The following is a 7,834-nucleotide window of genomic DNA, read 5'->3' as shown; positions in this document are numbered from 1 at the left end:
GATCGTGCGCGCCCTGGACCCGGGCATGGTCACCCTCGCCCTGGAAGGCGCGGCGTCCTACCGCGACAAGCACGAGCTGGTGCTGCGCCGGCAGGCGGAGTGGCCCAACGCGATGTGGCAGTCCGATCACACGTTGCTCGACATCCTGGTAGTCGGCACCGATGGCAAGCCTGCACGGCCATGGCTGACGACCATCCTCGATGACTGCTCCCGAGCGATCTGCGGCTATACCGTCTTCCTGGGCGCACCGTCGGCGATGAACACCGCCCTGGCGCTGCGCCAAGCGATCTGGCACAAGACCGACCCGGCCTGGCCGATGTGCGGCCTACCGGACGTGCTCTACGTCGACCACGGCAGCGACTTCACCAGCCACCAGCTCGCCGGCACCGCCGTCGACCTCCACATCCGACTGATCCACTCCACCGTCGCCCGACCCCAGGGCCGGGGCAAGATCGAGCGGTTCTTCGGCACCGTCAACACCGAGCTGCTGGCCGACCTGCCCGGATACATCGGCGAAGGCCAGCCCTGGCCAACACCGACACTGTCCCTGGCCGAGCTCGACACCGCCGTCGAAAGGTTCGTGGCCACCTACAACGACCGCACGCACAGTGAGATCGGCACCTCCCCGCGCAGCGCGTGGATCGCCGAGGGCTGGCTGCCCCGCATGCCCGAGAGCCTGGAAGCTCTCGACGGACTGTTGCTGACCGTGGCCAAGACCCGCGTCGTGCGCCGCGATGGCATCCGATTCCAGGGCCTGCGCTACGTCTCCCCGACCCTGGCCGGCTACGTCGGACAGTCGGTCGTGATCCGTTACGACCCTCGCGACATCACCGAGATCCGCGTCTTCGACCACGACGAGTTCCTCTGCAAGGCCGTCAACCAGGAGCACCACGACCAGAAGGTCAGCCTCAAAGAGATCCAGGCCGCTCGCAACGCGAGACGCCGGGCACTACGGGCCGGCATCAACGAACGCATCGCTGTCGTGGCCGCACACACCACCGAGACACCACCTCCCGCGGAGGAACCAGCGGCGGCGCAGACGCCGAAACGGAAGTTGAAGGTCTACAAGGAGGACCTGAGGTGAGCCAGCGCTTCATCGTCACCAAAGAACACCGCCGCTTCACCGAGTTCGCCGACGCCGTGCGCCGCGGCCACACCATCGGCCTGTGTTTCGGGCCGGCCGGAGTGGGCAAGACGCTCTCGGCGCGCCGCTACGCGCACTGGGACAAGGCCCACGATCTGCTGACCTACTGGGGGCCGCGCTCCGACGATGACGCCAAGATCTACGCCGCCCTGAACCGGAGCCGCACCGTGCTCTACACCCCCAGCGTGCTGACCACCCCGCGGACCCTGAAGGATGAGCTCAATCAGGCCATCACCCGCACCAACATCTGCATCGAACAGCACCTCGCGCCGCACGGCGACGTCACGCCCGAGACCTGGGGATGGCGCCGCAGCAGGAACTACGTCGAGCTGATCATCGTCGACGAGGCCGAACGGCTTCGCCCCGCCGCCCTGGAACTGCTGCGCGACCGCTACGACCGAGACGACATCGCACTGATCCTGATCGGCATGCCCGGACTGGAGAAGCAGTTCAGCCACTACCCCCAGTTCTACAGCCGGGTCGGGTTCGCCCATCAATACCGACCCCTGGGTCAGGACGAACTGTTGTTCGTCCTGCAACGACACTGGCGCTCCCTCGGCAAGACCCTCGACCCCGAAGACTTCACCGACGCCCAAGCCATCGCCGCCATCGCGCGGGTCACCCGCGGCAACTTCCGGCTGCTCGAACGCCTCATCCCCCAGATCCAGCGCGTGCTGAAGATCAACGAACTCGACACCATCACCAACGACGTCATCGAAGCCGCCCAAAGCACCCTGGTCATCGGCGTCACCTGACCCCGGCCCGCCACGGAACGTCTGAAGAACCCCGCCATTTAAACTCAAAAGTCACAGGAATGCCGGGGGGTCGGCCCCCGGTGAGACTGTCTCAGCAGACGATCGTCACCGAGACGGTCCAAACGCCTCCCAAGAAAGGAACCGAGGAAGGCGAGGTTCTCCGGGCACCGCGACGTCCGACCTCGCGAGGTTCTCAGGCGGGCCGCATTGGTCATGCTACTCATCGTCCTGGAGGAAGCGCGTGGAAAGACCGCATCTCAGTGGTGGAGCATGCAGACCTTTTGAAGAGCGGTTCTTCGATCAGCAGGGATGTTCGAGCCCGCGGCACACGCGAACTCAAGGCTCGAGGACTTCTTCACGTCGCGTCCATGGCGGTTGCCCGCGCCCCAGGGGCATCCATCCTTGACGGCCCGGGCAAAGACCTTCTAGCTGGCCGGTCTTCGCGTCCGGCCTTCTCAGTCCGCCTGGATCTGGCAATAATTAGGTAAACGGTTGCCCGCGAGATGCCGTAGACCTCGGGCCAGATCCAACCCCGCCCGCGTGCGGGCCGGATCAGGTTGCAGGACAGTCAGCACGCGGCGGTCCCAACCTCACGGGGTGCAGGCACCGGGCCTTGGAAGGTGCATCGGGATGCGTAAAGACGCAGATGGCCCGCAACCACGACCGTGTAGCCTGAAGGGCAGCAGCGCAACCATCAGGCAGAGAGGCTCTTCCATGGTCCGAAGTATTGCCCAAGCCCTAGTTGCCCTTGCAGGCGGCCTGGCACTTGTCTGGCTTATCGCCGTCGCCCTTTTCACTCCCAACTCAGACGCCCAGCTGCATCGCTGCCTTCGCACGTGCCCATTGGGGTCGAACGTCGCCATCGAACAGCACCCCTTCCGTGGAGAGCTTGTCTGCCACTGTGGCAGGGGCGCTGATTCCACCAAGATCATACTCCCCATCGAGAGATAGGCAGGCACGCAGAATGAAGTTAGGTCGGCACGAGAGCAGCTTCGCTGCTGCAGCGATGGGGAAGTAGCATTCCCGCCAGTGCGACTACCACAACCCAGCCACAACCTGCAGGCGTGAGGAGTAGCCAGATGAAAGCCGCTGGATACTCTTATTCCGACCCCAACTCATACGGGGTTCGAGGAGCGAAGGCAGGGGATGGCTCCTACTGGACTGGAATGAAGCTAGTTGTCAGCGGCGTGTTCTGTTCGAAGGAATGCGTGGAGACCGATCGGATCGAGACTCTTGTCACCGTGAACCCTGGCACCGAGACCTCCAAAATCGTCTTCACGCGCGAAACCTACCTACCAAACGCAGGCAACTTCAAGAATATCCAGTACGGGACCATTGCGCTTTGTCGCGGACAGGTGTGCGGTTCCCAGAAAACCATGGTCTCTTCCGGCAGTACGAGATACATGACTTTGAAGACGTCATCATCCCGCTCAGGAAATGTCCTCACTGTCGCAGTGAATATGCGGGTCAGTGCCCCCAACCGAACAGTAGATGACGGGGCTAAGACCGCCGACTGCACCGGTCGCACCGGATCCGACAAGCGATGTTTCTACTGAACGGATTCCCAAGATGAAGTCAAGTGGAGCACCCCGTTTTCTGGAAGCATTTTACGCTGATGCGGCGGTTCACGAACACGGCCTTCTCCACGTGGATGTCGATGAGAAGCCGGGAATTCCAATCCTTCGCATCTATATGGTGCAGCTCGACAAGGAGTTCATGGGGCATTGGGAACATCGTGCGCTGACTGAGTTTGAAATCCGGATTCGCTGGTCCTGGGCCCCCATTTCGCTGCACGATCTTACTGATTTAGCAGACCGTATTCTGGCCGAGATCCAGTCTCAGAATAAGCAGCTTGAGTCGCTGAGAGCGTATATAACTTTGGGGCCCACCCCGTATCAGGATGTCACGTTCGAGTTCACAGGTGGCGACGGGGAGCTCCATCTAGAACCCATAGAATCGGAGATATCGATAAGTGTGTGCTGGTCTCTGTACCCCGGCGAACCCGATGAGGATCACTTAACCTTTCACGTTTATGGCGAAAACAGCAACCCTCTAGCAATTCCACTATCGGGGTACCAGCAACGGATCGCCCCTAGATAGCGGACGATGGCGCTGCCCATAGGCGAGCTAGGCCAACCGACGCGAAGATCGCGCTCGTTCTCGGCGCAAGCAGCTTGGCAGCTGATCGGTAGGATCCTGACAACGTTCATAGCTTGGGGCCTGAAGGGGAGACATGTCGTGGGAAATCGCTGAATGGTACGGGCAGGATCTGCGCTCCATGACCCCCCAGGAACGCCACGACGCCGCGCTACTGGCACTCGCCACCAAAGAGAAGGGCATGAGCGAGGTCGAGCAGCCAATCTGTCCGTTCCTGGCGACTGTGCGCCCTGACGCCCGCTGCAACAAGGTGGGTGGGGTCTGCTCCATCCGTGACTACGGGCCAAACAAGAAGTCGAGGATCCCTGACCTCCAGCCCGCAGCGGTGTGTCCGAACCGTTTCCTGGAGGTGTATGGAGATGAGTCGATCTTCGCCTACATCGCCCGCGAGTTCTTCGGGGTCAACTCGGGCGCGAAGGTCATCAAGGAGGTCCCATTCCTCAACACCACTGATGCCCAGGGCGTGCAGCGCTCGGCCAAGCTGGACGCATTGACTGGCTGGTGGTACCCAGGCCGCCAGCAGCCGGCGACAACAGCCGGATGGATTGGATTGCGGTGGAAACCCAAGCCGTCTACTTCAGCGGCACCAACATCTGGGATGACATCCGCCCCTACCTCGACACACCCGACAAACTTCACTACCCCGCCGGCAACCGCCGGCCCGACTACCGGTCCTCGGGGGCAAAGCGCTTGGCACCTCAGCTCAGCGCCAAGTCCCCGGTCATGCGCACCTGGGGCCGCAAAGTCGTAGTGGTGGTCGACGAGTCCTTCTTCGATTCGCTCACCAAGCTCGACAAGACAGCCGATGACTTCGACAACGCAGAAGTCATCTGGCTCATCATGCGGTTCAACGACCAGATGAACCTGGTCGTTGATCGCGTCGTGCTGGCCGAACTGGGCCCCTCCATCGACGTCCTGCAATCAACCGAGCGGATGAACCGCGCCGACTTCGAGGCAGGCCTACGACAGAGCCTGTGGGACAAGAAGTCGACCAAGGTCCATGACGCCTAGTCCTTGAAGATGGTCAGTTCCCGCATCACCGCGTGATGTGTGGACTTCATCGCCACGTTGCCGACCAAGAAGCCATGCTTGTCGGCCAGTTCCCTGACCTCGGGGGCATCGTCGTAGGTCAGCAGCGCGGCGCCGGCATACTCAGCGACCAACTCGAAGAGGTGGGCGTGGTCGATCTCGTTGTGCAGGTAGAGCCGAGACCCCGCTCGTTTCCCTCCGGCTGTATAGGGGGGGTCCACGAACATTGCGGCCCCCTCATACTTCTTGATGGCCTCGAATCCATCTCCTTGGACGAAGCTCACCCGATCCTTGAACCCACGGGTCGCCTCAATCCGCTTGGCCAGCGTGGCCGGGTACCACCGGCTCGCCAAGCCACGCCCGTTCTCACCAGTTTTGACCAATCCCGCACCCGGGGCGAGAATCCCCCCTCGTTGGCAACGGTTCTTGACGATCGTTCGAAAGGCCTTCGCCACGGAGTTCGGTGGCGAAGCGTCGATGACCGCTCGCACGTTGTCCAAGGTCACCTCGAAGTCGGTGATCAGGTCGCACAGCTCCGCCGCGTCACGATCGCTTCCCTCCAGGACGACATGCCACACGGCGGCCACGTCCTCATCCAGCTCAACCATCACCACATGATCAGCCAAGCCCTCGGCGGCAGCAGTGAGCCCGATCACTCCCCCGCCAGCGAAGGGCTCAAGCAGAATGCTGGGCCGGCCGGCTAGTGTGAGCCACTCGCGCGCAACCGGCACCAACCACGTCTTGCCCCCTGGGTAGCGGAAGGGCGAAATCTGGCGGACCTGCGCCACATTGATCGCCTCGACTTCTCCAACGAAGCCGCCAACTGCTCCAAGACGGGGGCGGCTGACCCATCAGCTAGGTGCGGACGCAACCGGTCCAGGGCAGGGCGGTTGTCCTCATGCACGAGGACGTTCGCCTGATGAATGCCCTGCTCAACCAGCCTTTCAAGGCGGCGCTGCTGCCGATTCTGTGTAGCGCTCATAGCTCCCTCAGCCGGAGGCGGATTCAAACTCGTAAATATTTACGGGATTTAGGATGGCCTAGCGGGGCGTCGGGTTGTCATGTTCACCCCCAACTTGCGCTGACGCGTTCGGGCGGGACTGTTCATGCGCCGCCTGCAAACGAGCCGCAGTGACCCACGTCATGGCAGGGCCGAACTCTCCAATACCCATCACGAGGTCTTCCCAAGCGCCATGATCTCCGCGTCGCCAGTGGGCAACCAGCACGGGTGTGTGCCCATCCAGCCAAGCGTGGCGCACCGTTGTCGCAGCAGGACTCCGGTGAGCCGACTCAACTCGATCAGCCAATGACCCGAACTGCCACACTTTGCCGCTCATCCCCAGCCCCCTTTACTCTCGCGAGACCGCAAAGTCCGCGACGTCTCCGACAACTACGGTTCGGCGCGCCCTGCGGATGGACAGACGCCCTCGCCGCCGCCGCGCCGGTCCCGTCTAGGGGGCCGGCGCGGCCCGCTACCTTCAGGCCGCCGTGACGGCTCCTTCCTCGCCGGCATCGGGCTGGGTGACCTCGAGGATTTGGTGAGCTGCCTTGATAACCCGGCTTCCGGTCTCAGCCACCACCTCGGCCCAGGTCTTTCCGGTCCGGCTGACCTCCGAGCGCCCCCACCCGGCAACGTAGCTGAACGTGTACTGCCCGCTGTCCAGTCCGTGAGCATGGGTGACCAGATAGGCCACCGATTCAGCCTCCACCTCGAACCGGCCCCGACAGAACATTCGGGCTTCGTCCTGGGCGCCGGGTTCGTGCAGCAGGACATGACCAAGCTCATGTGCGAGTGTCTTGACTGCCTGGGCGTCGTCCACGTCCGCGCGAACTCGCACAGTGCGGGTGTCGTAGATGGTCACGCCGTTAGCGCCGCCGCAATCGCCGCGCTCCAGGGTGTAGCCGCGAGCAGTCACCAGCTCGGCCAGCCTGTCCCACAGACCTTCAGGAGCTTCCCCCTCGAGCAGCACGGGGCTCGGCGGCTCCGCAATGGGTTCACCGCTGGTCTGGCTGACATCGAACACTGAAACAAGCTTGGTGGCCACAATCTGCGCCTGCTTCACGGGCTCCCCCGCCTTGTCCAAGATGGGGGTCCCGGCCTTGTCCAGAACTGGAACGCGCTTGGTCACGGGGGCGAGGATCCTGATCCCCTTCTCACCCCTGTTCAACTGATGCTTGAACTTGTCCTGCCCACGAAGGTTGCGCGAATGCGCAGCCTGGTCGACCCACCAGAGTGAGGCTCACTCGACGCGCAGCAGCTCCCCCACGCTGCAGTCGAGTGCTTCACAGATCGCGGTGAGGGTGGAGAACCTGATCGCCTTGGCGCGATTGTTCTTCAGGACGCTCAGGTTCACCACCGAGACGCCGACCTGCTCGGCCAGTGCCGCCAGGGTCATTCCTCGGGATGCCAGCAGGTCGTCCAGGTGGCAGGTCACTCGATGGGGTTCTTCGACGGGCATCAGACGAGTCCTTCCACGTCCTCGCGGAGCTCGATGCCCCTCGAGAAGACCTGGGACAGCGCCAGAAGGAGCAGTGCCCCGATACCGGTGCGCCGATGACCGTGGGCGGACCGACGAGCAGCATCTGGCCAAAGCTGGGGTGCTCGATCGTCCAGGGGAATCAGCGTGAAGACAGCCAGCACCAAGGCACCAGCTGACGTGAGCACGAGGGTGGCCTTCAGGATGAGTTCATCCGTGCGGCTGAGTGGCGCATGGAAAGCACGAGAAGCGAGGTTGGACACCGGAATGTT

Annotated in this window: 7 protein-coding genes and 1 pseudogene; 4 read left to right on the top strand and 4 right to left on the bottom strand. The window is 62.8% G+C overall.

What is annotated here, in order from left to right:
- The 4 genes and pseudogenes from M3G03_RS07445 to M3G03_RS07435 form a co-directional block, all read left to right on the top strand.
- Positions 1-1,084: Mu transposase C-terminal domain-containing protein (locus M3G03_RS07445; RefSeq protein ID WP_259809044.1), on the top strand; the 1,084-nt coding region annotated here is incomplete at its 5' end.
- Complete coding sequence (locus M3G03_RS07440) at positions 1,081-1,899, top strand: AAA family ATPase (RefSeq protein ID WP_101652518.1); 819 nt, start codon at positions 1,081-1,083, stop codon at positions 1,897-1,899. The genes M3G03_RS07445 and M3G03_RS07440, both read left to right, overlap by 4 nt.
- 2,233 nt (positions 1,900-4,132) lie before the next feature.
- Positions 4,133-4,462, top strand: a pseudogene (locus M3G03_RS12940) (NotI family restriction endonuclease); the annotation flags it as partial.
- An 83-nt stretch (positions 4,463-4,545) separates the two neighbouring features.
- On the top strand, positions 4,546-5,067 hold the full coding sequence (locus tag M3G03_RS07435) for a NotI family restriction endonuclease (protein WP_259809057.1): 522 nt from the start codon (positions 4,546-4,548) through the stop codon (positions 5,065-5,067).
- Here M3G03_RS07435 and M3G03_RS07430 read toward each other — a convergent pair.
- From M3G03_RS07430 to M3G03_RS07415, 4 genes are all read right to left on the bottom strand, one after another.
- On the bottom strand, positions 5,064-5,693 hold the full coding sequence (locus M3G03_RS07430; protein WP_259809043.1) for a DNA adenine methylase: 630 nt from the start codon (positions 5,691-5,693) through the stop codon (positions 5,064-5,066). The genes M3G03_RS07435 and M3G03_RS07430 overlap by 4 nt on opposite strands.
- 870 nt (positions 5,694-6,563) lie before the next feature.
- Positions 6,564-7,214 (bottom strand): ImmA/IrrE family metallo-endopeptidase, encoded by a 651-nt coding sequence (locus M3G03_RS07425; RefSeq protein WP_259809042.1) that lies wholly within the window; start codon positions 7,212-7,214, stop codon positions 6,564-6,566.
- Between the two features lie 111 nt (positions 7,215-7,325).
- The gene (locus M3G03_RS07420; RefSeq protein WP_259809041.1) at positions 7,326-7,544 is read right to left on the bottom strand and encodes a helix-turn-helix transcriptional regulator; all 219 of its coding nucleotides are present in this window, start codon (positions 7,542-7,544) and stop codon (positions 7,326-7,328) included.
- Positions 7,544-7,825 (bottom strand): hypothetical protein, encoded by a 282-nt coding sequence (locus M3G03_RS07415; protein ID WP_259809040.1) that lies wholly within the window; start codon positions 7,823-7,825, stop codon positions 7,544-7,546. The genes M3G03_RS07420 and M3G03_RS07415 overlap by 1 nt, the downstream gene beginning before the upstream one ends.
- Positions 7,826-7,834: the final 9 nt, after the last annotated feature.

The sequence above is a fragment of the Aestuariimicrobium sp. p3-SID1156 genome (assembly GCF_025144225.1).
In the GTDB taxonomy this organism is placed as follows: domain Bacteria; phylum Actinomycetota; class Actinomycetes; order Propionibacteriales; family Propionibacteriaceae; genus Aestuariimicrobium.
This window is presented reverse-complemented; position numbering and strand designations above follow the sequence as displayed.

Bases quoted from the DNA above. Each gene is read 5' to 3' on its own strand.
- M3G03_RS07430 (WP_259809043.1), bottom strand. From the start codon at position 5,693: ATGGTTGAGCTGGATGAGGACGTGGCCGCCGTGTGGCATGTCGTCCTG.
- M3G03_RS07420 (WP_259809041.1), bottom strand. From the start codon at position 7,544: ATGCCCGTCGAAGAACCCCATCGAGTGACCTGCCACCTGGACGACCTG.